Genomic DNA, 21,866 nt, shown 5'->3' with positions numbered 1-21,866 from the left:
TATAATCAGCGAAGAATTCAAAAAGGCTTGGATTTTAAGACACCAAATCAAATGGCAGAAGACTTTTATCGGTTAGCTGCCTAGAATCTCCCAAGTGAAAGTCTCCTGCTAATTCAGCACACATCATCTTGATTCTTTACTACGACCCGCACGACCCGCACGTTGTAGATAATTTGCAGGATGCGGTGGTACGTTATTCATCACCACTGCTGAAATACCGCCGATATCAACCCCCATTTCCATGGTGGTTGAACAGTTCATTACATTAACTTCACCTGATTTAAATCGCTTTTCGTAGTCTTGTAATCGCTCACTTGCTTGCTGTGCCGAATGTTCTGCAACTCGATAATACATGCCACCTTCAATAATTCGATCACAAAGATCATTCCACAAATTTAAAGAGCGTAGCTCCTTAATTGTCTCATCATTAGCAATTAATTCACGGATGTATTGAATGTTGTCATGATGATCTTTATTGGAACTAAACACCTTCAAATTCGGCATTTTTGTCTTTTGACAAATGAAAGCCTCTTTACTCTTTGGAATACCCGTCGGTAGATATGGCGTAATACCTTTGAAGGTAGTATCAATTAATCTATGAGTGACGGGACAAATAAATACGTGTTCATTCAATGAAAATTTGAACTTTTGTGGTCTAATGAAAAATTGACCATTATCACTTTCTAAAATAGCTATATCTTGAGTCAAAACTTTCCAAGCGCATTTTAGCCATTCATCGGCGATATCTATATCAATTGGAGCATTTAAATCTAATTGCCCACCTAATGCTAATAGTTTCACTAAACGATTATTCTTTCGCTTAGAAGCTAAAGGCCATTGTTTACTAATTTTATCTTCTGTTAATTTTGAATCAGGTCCAAATAGTCGTTTTGTAACAATTTTCCTCCCCATCCAATTTGAAATACTTCTATCTATATGAATGTAGTAATACTCTCGCACATAGAAATCTAGAACGACTTTTAAAAAGTCCTTCCAGTCTTGTAAGTTAAGGCCTTTAGATTCCCAATATAAAGGAACACTGCTAACTTTTTCTAAACCACTATAACCAACTTTTACTAATCCCAACGTTTCAGTACTATTTCGATTACGTGGACGTCTGCTAAATTCACTCAACAATAACATTGAGATCAATCTATGTGACCCTTCAGTTTGATCTCCAAAAACTTCCGGAGAGTAATACTTCATTGCGTTCAGTATTGAAAAGTTAAAATCGGATAAAGCTGTAAGCTTCTCGATCATCTCTTTCCATGAAATCGAACTTTCGTCTGAGGTGTCTAATTTCAATAGTTCCTGTTGAAGCAATGTCAGAAACATCTTCATCTTTGGATCATGTTTTATTTGTTCAATTTGCTCCTCAATTTCCTCTCGAGACATCTCCCCACTCGATAGATCAGGTAGTTTTTTTAACATTTCCACCACAGCACCCCTTAATCGTGAACGCTGTGCCTCCTGTTGCATCTGTACGGACATTCTTGCGGTGCCTTGGCGACTATCCGTAAATGTAATTAAACGACGTCCAAATGAAGGTAAGCTTTGAGGTGAAATGTTCGTAACACCATTTTCTTCTAACTCTTTAATCGTAATATCAGGACAAAATTCTAAAATAGTCGGGATTGCTTTAGTAACATAAAAAGGTGCACCAAGAATGCTTCTATTTACAGGCAAATAACCTTCTTGCGTCTCTAGCTCACAGTAGTGGCATTTATTTGATGTCGCAAAAAGATTGAATTCTTCTTCCCCTGGATATTTTTCAAAGCCTCCACGATCTAGATTCAGCATCTCCCCGTTATCATTTACACTTAGCAATATTGATTGATTGTAATCTATTAACTTGTTCGAGCTATTATTAATGTCGGCTTCTTCAATTTCATCTTCTTCAGTTAGCAGCGAAAACTCATCAATTTTGACTTCCCCAACTTGTTTAAGCTGACGAATACCATCATTAGCGTCAACGAGTTGCCCTAATAAATGTGGTGAATTACATTCTTTACAAAATGTCAGCTCCAAGACTGGTGATTCACATTTACACTTTTGTTCACACGTCGCATATACATTACCGTATGGCCATTTTTTTAATGCTGTACCCTCTTTTTGATTACAATGAGGATTAATACAACTCCACAAGCCATGCGTAATTCTTTGTAAGAAGTGAGCTCGTACTTTTAGGAAAGCCTCTTCTTTTTCTTGTGCTTTTGTATTTGTTAGTAAGTCAATCCAAGCAATAATTTCGACTTGATCCACTGAAATAGCATAGTCGGCATTTAATTTTTCTTTAATTTCCAAAGATGTTAATGGCTTATAACTTTCTGTACCTTGTTGAACAATGATTTCCCGAATTGCTCGTGCTGTTTGATTCGATTCTAATGCTTCAAAACGTTTAGCACTAACTTCTAAATCACTCTCAATTTCAGATAATTCTTTTAAACTGAGTTTATTGTGATTCGTTTCAAGTTTTAATTGTGGGACTGCACGCCGGCCACCTATCACTTCGATTTGACTTTCCTCAATACCAGCCAACTGAGATAAATAGGTCTTTAATTGTTGTTCTGCATTACTGTCAGCAATGGTTGCAGAAGTTGCGACAAATCTTACATCTTTGGCCTCAACACCAAAGGCCTCTAAAACACGTCGTAACTGCAAGGCAAGCTCTGCTGCCTGTGATCCAACATAGCTATGAGCTTCATCTAAAACAATCCAACGCAGGCTTTTCTTTGCCCTAGATTTTTCAATAATCGGTGCATCAATTTGACGCACCATAATATATTCCAGCATCGTCCCGTTGGTCACCAAGATTGGAGCCGGACTTTTTCTCATCAATTCTCGTGATAAAACTTGATAAGGACGGTCCTTTTGTAATGTTCTATTTGAACTCTCTGATTCAGGGGTATTCCCGTTATACAAACAATATCTGAGTTTTCCGCCAAAATGTTGAGTCCAAGCACTTAACCGCTCTTCTTGAGAATTAATCAACGCATTAAGCGGATATAAGAATAGAGCATGCACACCTTCCAACGGCGCATTGATATTTTCGCTTAATTCAAATAAATCATTCAGAATTGGTACCATAAAACATTCTGTTTTACCTGAACCTGTACCAGATGTGACAACAATTGATTTTTTATCCGCTAATAAGTTTTTCCAACTTTTTAGTTGATGTTCAAAAGGCTTAAATTCTGCCCCAAAGCGATAGCGACCATTACTCTGCGAATCCAAAGCACTTACAACTGACTTCGCTAATAATTTTCCACTTAATTCTGTCATCGTCACAGGTGCTTGTTTCCAAGCAAAAGTATGCTCAAAAACAGGTGGAGCTAAAAATGAAAATTTGCTTCCCGGAAGCTGAGACATTTGTTCAGCAAGGTGTTCTCTTAACTCAGGATCGTTGATCCCTAATACGCTTAACGTTGATTCTTTTGTACGCTGACATGCTTGTTCTAATAAATCGGAATAATAAGGTTGCATATTAGTGAGCCTTTAAATTTAATAAATAAGATGTTGTTATTTCAAAAATTGAGTTAAACCAAGACTGGTCAAAATCACGGATCTGACGAATCTTATGATGAGTTAAACTATTTGATTTATCTTCAAGCACAAAACTGGTTAGACCTACATTTTTTAGCGCAAGATAAATTGGCAAAAGAATAACTGATGCATGCTGTGGCAAACTGACCATAGGTTTTAATGGAAGATTTAGATTATCTTTTTCAAACCACGCTGTGAGTTGTTGCTGGAACCACATTGGCCACAATTCGCCTTCAGGCTGGTATCTCAATAAATTCTGAAGATAATGACCGTTAACAATATTATTCAACTGATTCTGCGTTAATCCATTTAGAACCGGCTCATCAAAATAATAAGCTTCTAAACTTTGATTTAGCGTTGAAATGTCTTGAGATAACTTTGCATATCTCGCTTTCAGCGTTTTTTTAACAATGGCCTCAGGGATACCTTGACTCACATAAAGTTCAAAAGTTTTAGAGATTGCATTTTTCCAAGCTTTAGCAGGGATTAATTCCCATACTAAATCGAATTCTCGTTCGAAGCGTTGATAAATATCATGTTCAAAATCAAGTAACCATATCGCCAGTGCCAAACATGATGGATTTCTTACCAAATCCTTCCACACTTGAAATGTGACCAACGGTAAATGGTTGTACTTCGAATATAAGTGGTAAAGATACAGCCATCCAGAGTTTTGCAAATCACTCGCCATAAGTTCTAAGTAATCTGCAATACTATTTGGGTTAAATGTTGGATGATAATCACGTACGGCAGTATGTAAGGTATCCGCAGTTTCAAAAGACAATGAATCTTCTTTTATCTGCTGCGATATGAATTTCGGTCTAAATTTAATCGATTGTTCATCTCTAGGAATAATTAAACAAGGACCCACATTGCTCAATCTTGGCAATTTATACTTACCTGTTTCAACACCTTCAGTTGTAACTGGTTCGAGTGGTAAAACAGCCTGTTCAGGTTGGTTTAAAACCATGATGACTGGATCAACCACTTGTGAACCTGAAAGATTCAAACCATTTAAAAAATAATGACCTTGTTCATCTATTTCAAACTCGGTTTGATAATGTTTAATCTCATAATTTAAAGATTGTTTCCCACCAGTGACTTCGAGAATAATCCGTGCATCTAAGTCTTTTGTTAATGCCAATAATTCTTCTATTTCAGCTCGATAATGAATAAGTGATTCTTGATGTGGTTTTCCACTCACCAAAAACTGCCACTTGTAATAAGGGGCATCTATATCACGAATATGAGTGCTTTTCAGCCTGATTGTCATCCGAAAATTGGTCAGCTTATCCTCTGGTGCATATAGACATAATCTTGAACCGAGCAAATCGTCTACAGTTAATACTTTTTGTTTAATTGGCTGGTGATTTCCGTTATAGAGCGTTGCACCATGTGATGGAAATGGTAGTAATAAATCTAGTTGATCTCCCAAATTCAGCATCAAATTAAGTTTGATATTTTCAGGTGGATGCTCATTGCATTTTAGATGGTACTCATAACCATATTGCCCATGTATATCATCATTCAGTTTACGCGACTTAAAGCTCACTGCTTGATGATCAGCGGTGATCCCTAAACAAATGATATTACTTTTGGTTAGTAGACGAATATCAGCTTCATTAGGCGTATCTCCTGCCAATAATTCTATTTTTAGGTCTTCAGGGAAAATTACAACCTTGCGACGTAGCACCACATTTTGAGCTGCATTTTTAACGCTTAAAGTCTTTACACCATATCCACTAGAACCCACATGATGAGCCAAAAGCTTTTGTTCTGCATAAATAGCTAAACTATCATTTTTTGACTGCAAACCAGTTTCTATATAACGTGCCTTAGGTCTTCCTAAAAAAGCCAATGCAGGTACAGTATGCCAAGGAAACTTATTACCAAAAAGATCTACAAGTTCTGATTTGTCAAAATATTTAGAGCATTGAATCTGATATTTTTCTTGATCATCACCAACAATTTCAATGTCGCCTTTCGCCTTATAAACATGCTGGCCAAAAGCATTTGATAAATGCCCAGTGACACAGTCCTGAGAAGTAAATTGATATGATGGCGGTAAGAGTAAAATAATTTCCGATTCTGCTGTCTTGAATGAAGCCTGCCCAATAAATGGACAAAGCTCTCCTTCATCCTGTGCAAATGCAACAGGAACACTACCGATTTCTAAACAAGTTTGAGGTAATTCTTTTTGATAAAGAATTTGATCTTTATTTTGTAGTGCCAGAATCAATCCATGTTGATAATTCTTCCTAGTGATAATACGCGTTTGTGCACCTATACGTATATTCACTGGCTTCTTAGCCTCAGGCCTTGCCATAAACGTGGCAGTGCCAAACTTTGCTAAGGGTTCATGTGCTTCATACAACACAATTTCTACACGAGGAGGAATCCCTTGAACATCCTCCAAAGTGATTTCTAGTGAGTTCGGCAGGAAAACTTCAGTTAATATTTGATTAGAATTACGGTTAAAAAAATTCGCACAGGATAAAGCATCCTGCTTTGTTTTCATTTGCTTCAATTCAGTACTAGAAGTAACGAGTAACTGATTTAAAAACTGTTCCGCCACACTACTTTCTAATGGTAGAGGAAATACTTCCCTCCACTTGGGGAAATTTACGGATAAATAAGCTGCTGGATTATCTGTATTATCCAATTGGTGTGTTTCTACTAAATGAACAAGATGTTCTGCCATATCTGAAATAAGCACTCGTGTTTCATGCTCCTTGAATGCTTGAGGCAGATATTGAGTATACGCTTGAATCAATTGGTCATTTATTTCAGGGTTATAATGTCTAAAGTGACTAAACTGTGCCACAATACGTTTAAATACTGCCTGATAATGATTACCTTGCTCCATTAAAAGATTTGAAGGGAATCCCCCTTCTTTAAATACAGAACCTAAATAATTGGTATGATTTGAGCCTTCAAATTTAAGGATCGGACGTTTCCAAAAACCTTCTAAGCCATGCTGAACTACGTAGCGAATATCATGTAAAGGTTGAAAGCCCAGTGCATCATATACAGGCCCCCAACTCCAACCACTTTTATACTCTCGACGAAACCATTCCGAAACAAATAGTGTAAAAACTGCACACCATTCACGACCAGGTTTATGGCTTTTTTGATCTTGTTGGCTATATCTCAGCGTACGCTTTAGGTCTTGATATTCTTCTAGGGTAATATGATAGGTATACAGGGGATGACTTGTTGGCTCAGTAAGTTTACGCGACTCAAAAATTCGCTTAAGAATATGTCTAGCACTCAATTGCTCCCCTAAGATATCAGATGCTAACAACTCCATAATGCCCCCCATTATTATTTTCTACTTCAAATTAAATAATATAATTGATTCAATGACCTATATAAACCTAAAGGCGTCAGAAAGTGTCGCTGATATGGGTTAATTTTCATTATTTCACTCATATTTTAAGAATTACCTCATAACACCCTGTTGCAGGCTATATTTCCATGACATTCTAAAGGCAGTATCTTTTGAATATTGCTTATACATATCCATATCAATCTTTCTTTGACGTAACATCACTTCATTCATAATCTTGTCAAAAGCCAAATCTTTGGTATGCGGATCAGGGTTATTCAAATACTTACTCTCAAAATCAGCATGTTCTTTTATCTGTTTTAAGATATTCACAAATTTTACTTTTTGCTCTTCAGGCGTTGCAGCCCAACCTCCAAACCAGCGTTCATTAAACGTTTTAATGATTTCATCTAATGGATCTTCTTCAGTTTCACCGCCATGAGCACCACGAGGATTCGAGTTTGTCGGATCTAGAACTGTTTCTTCAGCATCTAACTCAATTTGCTCATTCAGTTTTTTACGCTGTAAACCATAGGAGTTTAAATCAACTGAATTTAACAACTCGTCTAAAGCATCTGCTTCTGGATCTTCAATTTTGAGTTTAGGAATCAAGAATTTTAAGAACCAATATAACTTTTCCCAAGCTGCAACCTCGTATGGCAAAATTGAAGCCATCTGTCCGTAAATCTTCACAAACTGCTTTGCCTTGATCTTGAAATCAGCTTTATCTTCAGCGCTAAGCTCTAACTCAGCATCAAAACGTGCAACGGCAGTATCAATAATTGGACTTAATTTTTCTGCATCTACTGAATCAAAATATTTTGTGGCAAAGTCTTCGACTTCCGATGATTCATATACTCCAACAGTATCTAGCTCATCTTTTAGTTCGTTGAGTACATTAATATCGGTCGCTTGTGACAACGTAGTCGACGTGTAGAAACGATCAAATGATTGTTTGATATCTTCTATTTCATTGAAGAAATCAAGCACAAATAGATCTTCTGTTCTCTTACCCAATTTAGGGGCAGAACGGTTTAAACGAGAAAGTGCCTGAACGCACAGGACGTCCGCCAACTTTTTATCAACGTACATCGTGCAAAGCTTTGGTTGATCGAATCCAGTGAGGTATTTATTGGCAACAATCAGTAAGCGATACTGATCTTCATTCACGCCTACAGGCTTCTTGTCACCCACATAGCCACGATCGAACATATCTTTAGTGTCATTATCAGAGAATCCATTGAGAATCGCTTCTGAATATTCAATACCATCTACTTTCTTCTCACCAGAGAAAGCAATGATGGCTTTAAATGGATATCCTGCTTGCTCAAGCAGTCGGTCAATCGCTTTGTAATAACGGATTGCAGACTCAATATTTTGAGTCACAATCATCCCTTTGGCCTTGCCTTTTAATTTCTTGGTATTTACCACATGTTGAATGAAATGATCCAACATTACTTCAGCTTTGATATCAATGGTCTGTTGTGTTTTCTCCACATAGCTTCGTAAGGTTTTCTGCGCTTTTTTAGTATCGAATAATGGATTGTCTAGAATCGACTTCTCAATTTCATAGAAGCTCTTATATGTCGTGTAATTGGACAAGACATCTAGAATAAACCCTTCTTCAATCGCCTGTTTCATCGAATACAGATCAAAAGGTTTAAACGAGCCATCTGCTTGCTTTTCACCAAACTTTTCTAAAGTCGTGTTTTTTGGCGTTGCAGTAAAAGCAAAATAGGATGCATTGCCTTTCATCTTACGTGCCAACATCGCACTTAAGATTTTATCTTGAGCATCTACACCATCACTGTCTTCATTGGCTTTACCCATGACTTCATTCATTTTGTCATGTGCAACACCAGATTGAGAGCTATGTGCCTCATCAATGATCACAGCAAAACGTTTATCACTTAAATCTGCAATCCCATCGATAATGAAAGGGAATTTTTGAATCGTGGTAATAATGATCTTTTTGCCATTTTCTAAAGCAGATTTCAGCTCTGATGACTTATGGGCATGTGCCATAATATTCTTAACTTCAGAGAACTCCTTGATATTCTCTTTAAGCTGTTTATCCAGAATACGGCGATCCGTCACCACAATCACTGAATCAAATAATGGGTGTTCTAGCCCTCGACTTCCTGGAATGTCTTTTTCTACTGGGTAAGCTTCGATCAACTGAAATGCTGCCCACGTAATCGAATTTGACTTACCCGAACCTGCCGAATGCTGAATGAGATAAGTTTGACCAACCCCATGAGTTGAGACATCATGAATAAGACGGCGTACCACGCTGAGTTGATGATAACGTGGGAAATAGAGATTCCTTTTATCTAATAAGGTTTTTTCATCACTATCTAGTCGCACGAAGTGCTGAATGATATTTGCCAGACTTTCTTTAGAAAGTAGCTCTTTCCAAAGGTATGCCGTTTTATGCCCCTCAGCATTTGGCGGATTGCCTGCACCTGCATTATGTCCCTTGTTAAACGGTAAGAAGAAGGTGTTCGCCCCAGCCAATTTCGTGGTCATATAGACTTCATCGGTATCGACAGCCATATGTACAATACAACGAGCAAAGCTCAATAAGGGCTGTGTGATATCACGATCTTGTTTATATTGCTTCTGCCCATGATAACGAGCATTTTGCCCTGTCCAATCATTCTTTAATTCAAAAGTAATAATTGGAATACCATTTACAAATACCACCATGTCAATTTCTTGTAGTGGATTAGCTTTTGAGTAACGTAATTGGCGAGTTACACTAAAAATGTTCTGCTTGAATCGGTCTTTAATCTTCTGAGAACTACTTGCCAAAGGCGCTGGGTACATCAACTGAAAATGTGCTTGGTCTACGGCGAGACCTTTTTTCAGTAGATGAATCACCCCATGCTTTCGGATCATTCGATCAAAGCGTTCATAGATTTTACGTTGCCAATCGTGTGGATTAAATTTTTGAATCTTTGCCAGTTCATCAGCTTGTGTTTGTTCTAAGAACTGCCAGAAATATTGGGTATCTAAGGCATACAACATGTCAAAATTTGCAGGTGAACCTGATACAAAGCCATGATGAGGTAGAGAAATATCGGTTAAACCTGTTTTGATATTTTCGAGGCATGTTCCAGTCAGCGCTTTTTCAATTGCCATTTCTAAAGCACGTTCATTGGTTAAACTGACCATTTTATTTATTACCCTCAACCCCACAATAATGCATTTTTAGCAACTCAATCATTCGATCTTGATGCATCTGAATAACTGACTTAGTTAAATTTTTACTTTCTGATTTCTTAAAAGTATCAAATAAATATTTAAGCTTTAACGAATCATATGATGGCTTTCTCTCAAATTCTGCCAATTTAACCGTCACAGGCTTATTACTATATTCTGAGTTTTGTCCTGGACTGAGTAAAACCAAATTGCCAAAAGCATGCAAATATGACTCCGTCAATACAGCCCCAAATCTCTCATTTTGTGGATGTACATGCTCTACTGAGTTTTTTGCAGTGATACGATAGTTTCTAAATTTTTTCTCCGTACGACGACCATAGTTTTTCCATAAAACATATTCTAATTTTTGGAACCAGTAATGTTCAAAAGAAGTCCCTTTTTGACTTTCTAGATAGTCTTGGAGCTCTTGCCAGTCTTTTGTTCCTATTTCATCCTCAAGACAAAGTTGATAACTCGCTACTTTTTGAGTGATGTCATCTACTGCCAAAGATAAATCATTATCAATTTTCTCTAGCCACTCAACGACATCATCTTGGTCTAAAGAAGAATCAGCATTTATTAAACCAATTAAAAATGGCGTTAACCAATACTGAGCACTACGTTCACCTGTAAAAATTCGCACACTTTGTAAAAGCTCTAAAGCAGAATGTTCTTTCTTTGTCCTATTAAAATATGCTTTTTTAGCTTCTTTCTTTTTCTGTCGATTTATCGAAGTTAAACGTAATTCCTCACCACCACTATCTTCATTCTCTAGCCACTTCACACACCACGTATCAAATTGATATCGCACTTGCCATAATACATCTAAAAAATCTTTTATCTCTTTCTCACTGGCTTGAATTACAAAGTTTTTAAAAATCTTTTGTAAATTTGAAGCAATCAAACGCTCTTCAATATCATTCTCATCGTTTAACACTTTGTAGATACGCAATGCATGAATTAATAACAACTCGAAGCTAATAAAAGATCGACAATGATTTTTACTTTCCTCCGGAATATCTGCTTCTATCTGATCTTCATGTTCTGTTTCTTTTTCACTATCATTTTCATAATTTGAAATATTACGTTTACTATCTATCTCTTGAATAGATAAACCTTTCAAAAATGACTTTTTAGAACTTTCAGATTCAACCTCAAACACCATGCTTTCTGCATCATAGTGCTCAAGATCCTCATAACTCAATTTATTCCATGATGAAGCTTCAATCTTTTTACGTAACACCCGTTCAAAATATGTATTCATATTTTGACAAGCATCCCAAATTGCCTCATAAAGCTTCTTATTCTTCGTAATTTTTTTAAAAATTTTGGATTTCAGAATATCCACTGGCTCTAACTGTATTCCCGAAGTATTCATACTCGAGAACAGTTTATTCAAATCAGTCTTTTCAGGGATAATGTTATTAATCCATCTTACATTTTCAAAGATGTAGTCTATAAATTCCTTAAGTTCTACCTCACTCTCACTAATCTTTTTTAGTCTTTGTTTTATGTATTCGAGACCTGCATGTATATGCTTCAAATAAGCATCTTCAGCCAGTTGATCTTGCGATGGCTGACCAAATCCATCAAGCCCAGCTTGAGAACCTAAATAGGATTCAATTCTTTCCCGAATTTCAAAATGCAATCTTGGCTTTTTAGCATAAGTCGACACTTTTAGTATCGAATGCCCTTTTAACACTGAATCTTTGTAATCATGGCAAGCCAAAGCAAATAACATCAATGTTGTTGTACGCTGTTGCCCATCTATTAATTCATAAGTTGAAAGATCTTTTTTGGATGACAATGTTGTACCAATAAAATAGTGAGGTTCATCATTTTTGAATGCTTCCTCAATATCATTGAGCAGATCTTCGATATGAATTGAACTCCATACATACGGACGTTGATAGCTAGGGATAACGAATTGATAGTTCTCATCTACAACGTGCTTTAAACATAAAAGCTCTGTATTTACTGCTTGATTCATTCTTATTACCCCAAATTCCGTATCTTTTGGCTCAACTGTTTTGCAAATTGTTCAGCATACTGTGTTGGGCGTATTCCTAATTCAAAGTGTGCATTTGTTTCCTCAACAAAATGTCTTTTGACAGTGTTTTCATTGAGTCCATCTTCATCTACTTTTAGTTCAAAGCAATCTAAACTTTCAAAAACCTGTTCTGCTGTAAAGCTATAAGCGATCTGATCTAACACTTTATGGCCTTTCAAAAACTCCGGTATTGAATCTGCCCTTACTGCTTTTTTATTACTGACACGTTTTGAATAGGCCACCCTAAACAATTTCTTAGCGAAGGCATCAAGCTTATATTCACCAAATTGACTGAGGTATAACATCAACCCAGTGACGAAAAGTTCTTCTAAAAAACGACAGCCTTCTAGATTTTTTAACCAATCAATAAATTTAGCATACTCTGGTAAATAGCTGACTTTTAAATCTTTATAATATTTACTGTATAAATTTTGAAAGTATTCCATATAGGAAATACTATTAATACCTTCATTTAACGGCTGTCTAAGCTGGTAACTATTTTGTACATCTTGCTTTGCTTGTTTGGTCATGGGTGTATATGTCAAGCGCATAAGACCATAAGCAACATCGTCTTGATGTTTTAGGGTTCGGTTGGCAAACTCTTCAACTACTTCATCTCGAATTTTTTGTTTTTCTTGATAAAACGGAACTGTTCGCCCTTTCAGACTATTCCAATAACGCCCTCTTAATAGCGTCATGACTATGCCTTGTAACTCACCTAAATCTTCCCACTCTTTCGCATAATGATTTCTATAATCGACAGGTACAGCTCTCAAATGATGCGCTTTAATAATATCTGGTCCTGTGAGCCTTACCCCACCTGTGTTTTGTGTTTCAAAAAACTTATAAGCATCATCTTCAGATTCAGTGACTACAAGTGATACAACAATACTTTCAAAGTTTATGTAGTCTTCCCATTTACTCCGATTTTTTTCAAGGTACTGTAAATTTTGCTTTATATGCTGAATACTCAAACTTGCTTGATAAGTGAGTGATACATCATCAAGCTCAGCATTTAGATAGCCCAGTAAAGCAAGTGTAGTTAAGCGCTGTTGCCCATCAATAATATTTAAATATCCATCTTGTGCATGTAAGATCACACTTCCAAGATAATAAGGGCTGTCAGTAAATTGTTCTTGATGATCTTTAAGGTCTTCAATCAGTTTATCAATTTGCTTTTCACCCCACACATAGGGGCGCTGATACTCAGGAATGCTCAATTGCCCCTGAATATATCTTTGATTTTCTGTTTTAATGCGTTTACCACTGAGCAACTGTGCCACATTGCACACAGCCACTTTAATCAACCCTTGTTTTTCTGACACAACCTACCCTCAATTTTCAATTCTTAGATCTATGCTTTCTTACTTAATCACTTGATACGCATCTTTCATATACGGCTTAAACACCTGCTCAAACTTTTGCACGTGTTCAAAATGCCATTGAATATATTCAGGCCAAAATGCTTTGTTATAACCCTCTACGGCGTTAACAACCACAATCTTTGATAATTTTTGATCTTCTGATCTACGCCAATCTAAATGTAGACCACAACTTTGCTCAATTTCTGCTTTACGTGCATAGAAGAAATCAAAGAGCTTTTTATTTTTTTCGATATTGCTTGTTGCAAACTCAAGTTCTACACGGAGTTCTTTTTGGGCGAAAATCAAGTTGTAGTTACACTGTGCAATTGTTGCACCTGCACTACGCCATCCTGCACCAACTGGATTTACATTGCGGAAAAGGTCAAAGTTCCGATTTTGAAAATCCTCTAACAACTGTGTCCAATAGGCTATTCTCAATTGTCCAAGTGAACTTTCTCTTTCTTTAATGACTTTGATTTCCGCATCTTTACGGCTTAAACGCACCATATATTCCGATGCTTCAGGAACAGGAATAATTTGCTGAATATCCACCAACAATTGTTCGTCTAGTTTATATGGCGAAACTTTCACGCATTTCACATCAATCTTACGGTCAAGCAACCACAATGCGGTATTGGTCACTTCCTTTCGAAACTCTCCCGCCACTAAAATAATTCGTTGGCTATTGCGTGGATTAAGTGTCGTAATCGATACACCCATTTCTTGATTTTCTTCTAAAAAGCGTTCAATCAGTATTTTGGCAGTGTTTTTGACTTGGTCGGCATCAAAGGCATGATCATCTAAATCTGCACATACAGGTTTATTTTTCATTAAATATTTTGCAAAGACGTCTTCGATGTCATCTGAGGTAAACGGCGCAACATAAGACGCATACTTGAGTGCCTGCCACACGGCATCACGTCCACTGTCATCGCGTTTGTTTTCAATCAGTACAAGTTGTCCTTTGGTATCTAAAGCCAAAAGATCAAGCCGTTCACCCGTTCCATCAAAGCCATCGAATTCTTTTTGGATAATCAGTAGTTCTTCGCCCAATGCTTCAGGATGGCTCACTAACCATTCTTGCAAGTCATAACGCTCGGTTAGCTGTTGTTCGCTGAGTTTTGTACCGTCTAGTGGTTTCAGTTTTTTATTGGTTGTGTCTACTGTATATAAGCTCATATTCCCCCCGAAATATTAAAAAACCTAGCGAACCAAAGTTGGCTAGGTTTTATTTTTTATGCCACTTTAATTTTGCCTGTCACAGCATCATTTATGAGTGTGGTTTTATATTCTTTTAGCTTTTCGATTTGTTGATTTAATAACTCTAGGTGCTTTTCAAAATCACCTAGCTGACTTTTAATGTATTCCACAATCTGTTTTTGCTCAGATAACGGAACAATAAATAAATCAACCTGCGAGAAATTTCCAAAATTTAAATCCTGTCCATCACGGATAAAATTAGAAGTATTTTGCAAAGCTTTGATATACATTGGTGTCTTAAAAAGATACCCATAATAGTCTGGATCAATAGGCTTTAGAGGCTTCAAAACAACATATGACGATCGGATACATCCCTCTGCCCATGCTCTTTCTAGCCCACCCTGAAAACTTCTCATACTAATAACAAAGTCATTAAGATGAACTCTCTTTCTTTTATCAAGATGTAATGAAATCTTAACTACCGACTTTCCAGTTCTCTTTTCATATTCTTCCTGAGGAATTACACCATATGCCTGAGTAGCAGATAGCTGAACATCGTCTTTTTTGGAATTTTCTTTACGCTGAGTAAATAAAAATTTACTTCTAATCACTTCCCAATGCTCAGGAATTTGACCAATCCATTCCACACCCGAATCTTTCATCGGGACATTTGGATCTAAACCTTGAGTCACAGCTTTTTGAATCACAATTTGCTTACGTTCATTAAGTAAAGCAATTTGCTGTTCTTTAATAGCAATGGCTTGGTCGATTTCAGATGCTTTTTGATTTAGAAAATTTACTATTGCTTCCTGCTCATACAAACTAGGTAATACAAGCTTTTCATTTAAATACGAATTTGTATCTAAATTTTGTATGCCTGTTGTCTGCTTAATAGACTGGTAATTAATGTTATTTGCATACAAGGTTGCAAAAAAGTAATTTAAAAAATAACTATTTACATTAATTTTTGGTGTCATTTTGGCAACAAAATTAGATGTAAGTGCCTTATAGTCTTCATTAAAAAGAACCACACAACCAACTAATGTTTTGTCACCACCGCCTGATTTTTCAATTAACAAATCACCTTTTTTCAAAAGTCGATTACCAATTTCTGATTTTTTGATATTACGAAATGTTAGTTTTGAATTATCAATGACTAATTTATTTCTATTAAAATCAGCAACCCGTAAAACAACAATATCATCATGATTTGCTTTTGGATCACTACCCCAAAGACCATTGAAACAACCGTCAATTGATCTTTTTAATGAAATCATCTCCCAATCACTTGGTATCTCACCTATCCACTCCACACCTGAATCTTTATAAGCATCATATTTTTCAAACATCATGCTTCCCCTTAAAAACCCAAAATCTGTGCAATCAAACCATCCGCTTGCTTCTCAAGACTTAAAATATCCTGAGCCACATCTTCTAAAGAACGCAAAGGCTTATGTTGGTAGAAATACTTATTAAAACTCACCTCATAACCAATCTTCACAGAATCCAGATTAATCCACGCTTCAGCCACATGTGGTTTCACTTCATCTAAGAAATACTGATGAATTTGCTGTTTTAACGGTACAGATTCACTATCACGTAAGTCACTATTGCTTTCATAAGTCGTAAACTCGCCTTTTTTCGCCGTTGCATAATAGCCAAAGTCAGCTAAATTCGCTTCTGTACAACCCAAATGTGCAAGTAAGTCAGCAAGCTCAGCGTCATTTAGCTTCACGACTTTTTTCACCACTTTTTCTGCGTTTTCGTCATACCAACTCACCGCATTTAAAATGTTGTTCTTTTCAGAATTCGACAGCTTAATCTTTAACGCTTTAATCGCTTCATCGACTTTCTTTTTAAACAAGTTAAAGTCAGAAAACTCGTCTGTGCCGACCTGTTTCATAATGCTTAACGCATTTTCCAACGCTGTTTTTAATGCATCCCAATGCTTCAAATCAAACAGCTTGGCTTGGGCTTTATTGTTCAGCGTAATTTCTTGTTCTTCACACCATGCTAATACATCTTTTTTAACGGCTTCAAGCTTGCCTGAAACATAAATCTCATCGCCATAAGTGCTATACATATATTCCATCGGCTCAGACAATGACTTATCAAAACGTAAACCTTGTAAACGCTCTGCACTAAATTGCGCTGTACGGCGATCTGGACGCTCAATATTGACCTTGTAATAACCAAAATCTTGGTTATCAAAAACCTTACTTGCGATACCGATAGGATCATTTTGAGCATCAAGCTGACGCTCTACATCTTCACTCGCCAAATAAATCTGCATAATCTCAGCAATATGCTCAGGGGCGAATTCACAGTTTTTATTACCCAAGTTTTTACGCAACCTGCGGAACATTAAACTTGCATCTATAAGCTGTACCTTGCCTTTACGATGTTCAGGTTTATTATTCGATAACAACCAAATATAGGTTGTAATTCCAGTGTTATAGAACAGGTTATTTGGCAACTGCACAATCGCATTGAGCAAATCGTTTTCAATGATGTAACGACGGATATTACTTTCACCGCCACCAGCATCACCCGTAAATAAGCTTGAACCGTTATGAACTGAGGCAATACGACTACCAATGCCATTATGCTCAGGCGATTTCATCTTATTAACCATTTCCATGAGGAACAGAAGCTGACCATCGCTTGAACGTGGTGTTGCATCACACGATTCTTCATTGCCCCAATAGTCTTTCAACTTCACCACAAAACGTGGGTCAACCACATCTGAGCCATCTTTGATGTATTTTTGCTCAGATGCCCAGCTCTTACCATACGGTGGATTTGACAACATAAAGTCAAATTTCGTGCCAACAAATTCATCTGTGGTCAGGGTCGAACCAACACGAATGTTTTCAGGGTTATTTCCCTTAATCATCATGTCTGACTTACAAATCGCATACGTCTCGTCATTGATCTCTTTACCATACAAAAGCACATCACGGTTGCCATTTTCCACGCTATAACGTTCTTCAATAAAGTTCTGTGCTTCAGTCAGCATCCCACCTGAACCGCATGCAGGGTCATAGACAGTGATGGTTAAAGGTAATTTTTCCTGAATTGGATCAAAGACAAAATGCGTCATTAACTCAATAACTTCACGTGGTGTAAAGTGCTCACCCGCCTCTTCGTTATTTTCTTCGTTAAATTTACGAATTAATTCTTCAAAGACATAACCCATACCTAAGTTAGTCAATGCAGGTAAACGGTAGCCGTCTGGATCGACTGCATCTTCAGGCGTTAAATTGATGTATGGTGATAAGAATTTCTCTACCACATCTAACAGCACATTTTTATGTGACATATGGCGAATTTGAGTATAGAGGTTAAAGCATTGGATGATTTCTTTAACGTTGTCGCTAAAGCCCTCTAAATACTCTTCAAAGTTCGCCAATAAAATTTCAGGGTTATTCGATGCTGCGGTATACAGCGAACGCAATGTCCATTTAGATGTGTTATAGAACACATAGCCTGATGCTTCTTTCAGTGGCTCATCATCAAACTCGGTAAGTTCCATTTCGACTTGTTGGTAGCGTACTTCTTCGAGTACTGCATCTTTAGTTGGCTCTAACAGCGTATCTAAACGGCGTAATACTACCATTGGTAAAATCACATCACGATATTTACCTCGTACATAGACATCTCGAAGACAGTCATCAGCGATAGACCAGATAAATGAAACCAATTTGTTATGTACTGAATGATCCATAAGAACCCAAAATAAAGTGTAAATTTTTAATGTGGTTATTTAACACTATTTTCAGTGCTTTCGGCAGTGTATCTATGGAATACTTTAGGGTCATACGCCAAATAATGTCGCGGATCAATTTTTCAGAAAAATAAGGGGGGCTTGTGGATTTAACGCAATTTAATTTTCAAATCTTAATGAAGTTCGATCGTAATATGGGGAAAAACCTAGAACAAGCGGTCAAAAAAGCCAGTCAGATTGAAAAAGAAATGAGCATGTCTGAATTAAAAGGACTGCTCTGTGATGCTTTAGAGCTTAAGGTATTAGATACTTACACTAATCAAATTGCAGATCAGGGCGAAGATATAAAAGTAACTTTTGCCTATATTCTAAAATGCTTATCGCTCTACCCTTTAAAGCATGATATCTATAACAATTGGAATAAGCATGTCGAACTATTCGACCAAGCTGAACTAAATGGTTTTTCAGAAGCAAGTATCGCTGAATTAAATGGCTTTATTCAGAGCATTGTCAGCTCAGGTCATGAACACGCCTATCTATCCCTTGAGAAAATGAGACAGCCTATTCATCTCATTATACTGCTCTTAATTCATCTTGATGCAATCCTAACCTTAGACAGTAATATGGAGCCATTGTGCTTTACGCAATTGTTTAAGTTTCGTTTTAAGAAAAATAAACCTTATGGCCCATCCTGTAGTTTTTCCGATTTCATCATCTATTCACTGGCTTCACACGCAAATAAAAAACCGTTAAAGAAACTTCCTACGATCAGCTCATTTGACAAATATCTGAATACAGAACTCTTTGACAATGACAATGACAATGACAATGACAATGACAATGACAATGACAATGACAATAACAATAACAATAACAATAACAATAACAATAACAATAACAATGATGGTACAGAACACCCACGTATTAAAGCGATGCGTCAATTACTAAAAAAAATGAGAGCTGAGGATCGCTTTTGCTACTTAACCGATATAGACCAGTTTTTTACGACACCATTTGATCAAGTTAAACTGATTTTTGATGATCTATATGAAAAAATCACAGAGTCTAATTCTCGTTTTCTACTTTCACGGACCATCAAGGATGATGATTTCGTTGTCTTCAATGAAATGAATGCTCTATGGCTTATCTATTACTTCCAATTCCTTGTCTACGAAGAACAGAAAATGAATCCTCCCGAAGTTTTACAAGAATTGAGTTCTACTCGTGAGTTTATGGATTTATGGAAAATGTTCCATCTACACAATGGGAAAAAGGCCACTTTTCAGTGGCCTAAGCAGTTTAATGATGTAGCTAAGGTACCTTAGACGTTATTATAACGTCCTGAGCCAGAGGGGTTGCCGGTTTTACTCGGCCAACCACCTCCGAAGCGAATTTCTTTAAAGAAATCCATGGCATCCGCATAATCAATTTCTGACCATAATGGATAGTCGGTATGTGATTTCCTGATCTGCCGCCAAGCGTTATCCTCAAATGCACGCCCTGCGCTTGGGTTAAATTTATGCTCAGGACGAAGAATAAAACTCCAGTTATCCTTCTCTGCCCCAATTTCAAGCCCAATATTTAAAGCTTGGGCTGTTCTAAACACATTAATCACACAGCCTAAACCGAGTGAATAAATCGGCTGTCTTAATAGAACAACAACAGCACCTAGAATATGCTCAACTTCAGCCACAGTTTTAGGCTCGTATAGGTATTTTCCGTTCGCTTCAGAAACCAATAATTTAATCATCATATTACCTACGGATTATTATCACGACCACCACCTGAAGGGTTTCCTGTGGTACTCGGCCAACCTGCTACCGTTGAGATCTCTTTGAAAAAGGCCTCTGCATCTTCATAATCCGCTTGCGCCCATCGAGGAAAATCTTCATAACTACGTCTAATTTTCCAAAGTGCCTCATTCTTATAAATTTTCAATATTGATCTATCGAAAGGTTTATACGGCAACAAAAGAAAGTCCCAAGAATCATCCTTATCGCCAATATCTAAATGTATATTGAGCAAATGTGCTGTTTTAAAAACATTAACGATACCTCCTAGCCCTAAATCAGCACGTAATTCTTTTAATAGTACGACCTTTTGGCCTAATATTGACTCAAGCTCTTCAACAGTTGCTGGAGAAAAAATTCCGTCACCATTTGGACCTGAGACCTGTAAACTTAAGTGCATGTTTTTGTCTCCTTACTTACGTGGTGGATTATTATCACGGCCACCACCTGAAGGATTTCCTGTTGTACTCGGCCAGCCTGCTTTACTCATTATGTTTCTCCTTATTTCATGTAAATTCAGCTTCATATCGAGCTGATAGATACATTATGGTAGAAGTATTTTTTTGATTTTGCCGGAAACACAGTAATATAGATTAAAAATTAAACAAGTGAATTTCACACATCATTCTCTTTTATTTTTTCTATGCAAGCCTATACCAATCACATTCCGCAGCCTGATTTGAATTACATGCTTTCTTTTTTGCCCTGCAATAGATAGGTAGACCTTCTGTATAGTTATAATTATCGCCGCTGTATTTACACAAGAAGCAACTTTTCACAGGTACTTTCTTTTCAACCGCAAGTTTTAACTGCGAAATAAACATATCCCCATGTGCATAACCCATCAGCACATTTGAGTTCTCAAATTCCAAATCAGTTTCAATAATATTGCTATATTCGATTTTGTTCTGATACTTGGCCAATTTTGCTTTTATATCTGACAGATATTCCAAGCCTAACCAAGCTTTACCAGAATCCCAGACAAGAAATAAGAAATACCGTTTGTGCATACATTTGCAGTCAGTATCTACAATAGGTGTACTTTCTTGATTAAACCCAATAAAGAGAGCATCACTTTGCTGTAAATCTGCATTATAGATTTTTTCGACATCCTCTTCGCAATCTAATGGTATTTCAATAATCCGTTTACCTGAACTTTCCTTTTTTTCACTCAGAAAATGAGTCACAGCAATTTCAATATAAATGCAGTCTTCAGCATTCGTTTGGCGAGTCAACAATAAATCTGGAATAAAATGATCGTGCCTTTTTTCGACTTGTATCTGTGAAAAATAGCTCGTTAGATCAAATCGTTTCTCGGCATAGCCAAGATCACAATACTTGCGAATGGTTCTTTTAAATTTTTGGCATTTCTTAGGCACGTGAAAAGTAATGTAAAATGGTTCATTTTCAGCTAAACATTTTTGATATGTTTCAAAAAAAGCACGTTTACCCAAACGGTGTAGGTAAGTTTCACCATTGCACTCTAGTACAGTCTTATGGGCAAAATGAGGTTTCTTGATTTTGCCATTCACCTTAGCAATTAAAGGATTGTCACAGCCCAGGCAAATGTATTCAGATTTTTCTTCTTGTCCGACTAAATCAACTGCTTTGACAATTTTACCATGTTCATTTTTTGCATATTGATAACGTGCCATTTCAC

The 21,866-nt window shown here is 36.8% G+C and carries 12 protein-coding genes; 1 reads left to right on the top strand and 11 read right to left on the bottom strand.

What is annotated here, in order from left to right:
- Positions 1-123 precede the first annotated feature (123 nt).
- The 8 genes from FTV27_RS15515 to FTV27_RS15480 form a co-directional block, all read right to left on the bottom strand.
- Positions 124-3,483 carry a DEAD/DEAH box helicase gene (locus tag FTV27_RS15515; RefSeq protein ID WP_257230039.1) on the bottom strand — a complete coding sequence of 1,120 codons (3,360 nt, stop codon included), beginning with the start codon at positions 3,481-3,483 and terminating at the stop codon, positions 124-126.
- A gap of 1 nt (position 3,484) precedes the next feature.
- Positions 3,485-6,853 (bottom strand): STY4851/ECs_5259 family protein, encoded by a 3,369-nt coding sequence (locus FTV27_RS15510; protein ID WP_180079228.1) that lies wholly within the window; start codon positions 6,851-6,853, stop codon positions 3,485-3,487.
- A 132-nt stretch (positions 6,854-6,985) separates the two neighbouring features.
- Positions 6,986-10,048: a type I restriction endonuclease subunit R gene (locus FTV27_RS15505; protein ID WP_180079227.1), complete on the bottom strand. Its 3,063-nt coding sequence runs from the start codon at positions 10,046-10,048 to the stop codon at positions 6,986-6,988.
- Position 10,049: 1 nt separating this feature from the next.
- Positions 10,050-12,065 (bottom strand): DUF262 domain-containing protein, encoded by a 2,016-nt coding sequence (locus FTV27_RS15500; protein WP_180079226.1) that lies wholly within the window; start codon positions 12,063-12,065, stop codon positions 10,050-10,052.
- Between the two features lie 5 nt (positions 12,066-12,070).
- Positions 12,071-13,450 (bottom strand): DUF262 domain-containing protein, encoded by a 1,380-nt coding sequence (locus FTV27_RS15495; protein WP_180079225.1) that lies wholly within the window; start codon positions 13,448-13,450, stop codon positions 12,071-12,073.
- 39 nt (positions 13,451-13,489) lie between these two features.
- A complete protein-coding gene (locus FTV27_RS15490) occupies positions 13,490-14,668 on the bottom strand; it encodes a DUF4268 domain-containing protein (RefSeq protein ID WP_180079224.1) in 1,179 nt (392 codons plus the stop codon).
- Positions 14,669-14,724: 56 nt separating this feature from the next.
- Positions 14,725-16,038 carry a restriction endonuclease subunit S gene (locus tag FTV27_RS15485; RefSeq protein WP_257230038.1) on the bottom strand — a complete coding sequence of 438 codons (1,314 nt, stop codon included), beginning with the start codon at positions 16,036-16,038 and terminating at the stop codon, positions 14,725-14,727.
- Positions 16,039-16,049: 11 nt separating this feature from the next.
- Positions 16,050-18,416 carry a class I SAM-dependent DNA methyltransferase gene (locus tag FTV27_RS15480; RefSeq protein WP_168369576.1) on the bottom strand — a complete coding sequence of 789 codons (2,367 nt, stop codon included), beginning with the start codon at positions 18,414-18,416 and terminating at the stop codon, positions 16,050-16,052.
- Positions 18,417-18,559: 143 nt separating this feature from the next.
- Here FTV27_RS15480 and FTV27_RS15475 point away from each other — a divergent pair, with 143 nt between their 5' ends.
- On the top strand, positions 18,560-19,741 hold the full coding sequence (locus tag FTV27_RS15475) for a hypothetical protein (protein WP_180079222.1): 1,182 nt from the start codon (positions 18,560-18,562) through the stop codon (positions 19,739-19,741).
- Here the strand turns inward: FTV27_RS15475 and FTV27_RS15470 are convergent.
- The 3 genes from FTV27_RS15470 to FTV27_RS15460 all read right to left on the bottom strand — a co-directional run bounded on the left by FTV27_RS15470 (position 19,738) and on the right by FTV27_RS15460 (position 21,861).
- Positions 19,738-20,166 carry a hypothetical protein gene (locus tag FTV27_RS15470; protein WP_168369577.1) on the bottom strand — a complete coding sequence of 143 codons (429 nt, stop codon included), beginning with the start codon at positions 20,164-20,166 and terminating at the stop codon, positions 19,738-19,740. The two genes, FTV27_RS15475 and FTV27_RS15470, sit on opposite strands and share 4 nt — an antisense overlap.
- Positions 20,167-20,174: 8 nt before the next feature.
- The gene (locus tag FTV27_RS15465) at positions 20,175-20,606 is read right to left on the bottom strand and encodes a hypothetical protein (protein ID WP_168369578.1); all 432 of its coding nucleotides are present in this window, start codon (positions 20,604-20,606) and stop codon (positions 20,175-20,177) included.
- Positions 20,607-20,847: 241 nt separating this feature from the next.
- Positions 20,848-21,861, bottom strand: a complete 1,014-nt coding sequence (locus FTV27_RS15460; protein WP_168369579.1) for a competence protein CoiA family protein — start codon at positions 21,859-21,861, stop codon at positions 20,848-20,850.
- Between the last annotated feature and the right edge of the window lie 5 nt (positions 21,862-21,866).

Source organism: Acinetobacter sp. YH12251 (assembly GCF_013417465.1).
In the GTDB taxonomy this organism is placed as follows: Bacteria; Pseudomonadota; Gammaproteobacteria; order Pseudomonadales; family Moraxellaceae; genus Acinetobacter; species Acinetobacter amyesii.
The sequence above is the reverse complement of the archived record's forward strand: the minus strand, read 5'-3'. Positions and strand labels throughout refer to the sequence as shown.